1 protein-coding gene is annotated in these 624 nt (G+C 40.4%); it reads right to left on the reverse strand.

All coding sequences use genetic code 11. From position 1 onward, the window contains the following. Window positions 1-28: 28 nt before the first annotated feature. On the reverse strand, window positions 29-624 hold a 596-nt coding region (locus AC3G7N_RS21560; protein ID WP_489424181.1), incomplete at its 5' end, for a class I tRNA ligase family protein.

Below are 624 nucleotides of genomic sequence, written 5' to 3' on the forward strand. Positions count from 1 at the left end.
CCTCACTAGTGGAATTCCGCTTTCTTTATTAGCTATTTAATTCTGCCAAACGTGCTTTAACCTTCGCTTGCTTTTCGAGATAATCTTTCTCTTTTTGTTTTTCTTCTGCAACTACAGTCTCTGGTGCCTTCTTTACAAAACCTTCATTGGCCAATTTTTTTTGTACCCTTTCCACTTCCTTGTTCCATTTATCCAGTTCGCTTTCCAGTCTTGATCGTTCTTTATCAATGTCGATTAAGCCTTCTAATGGTAAAAATAGTTCTATACCGGTTACTACGGCCGACATCGCTTTTTCCGGAACCTCTATATCTGTAGCTATCATTAATTCACTCGTGTTACAAAAACGCTCTAAATAGTTCCGATTCGCTTCAAGCTCTGAAATGGTTGTTTTATCTTCTCCCTGAACAAGCAGCTTCACCTGTTTAGACATTGGAGTATTAACCTCTGCACGTATATTCCGCACTGTCTTTATGATTGATACAAGCAGATTCATTTCTTTCTTCGCCTGTTCACTATGCAAATCTTCACGGACTTCCGGCCACTGTGCAATGGTAATGGATTCACCCTGGTGTGGCAGCTCCTGCCATATTTCCTCCGTAATAAATGGCATGAACGGATGTAACA

It is taken from the genome of Virgibacillus carmonensis, assembly GCF_057836705.1.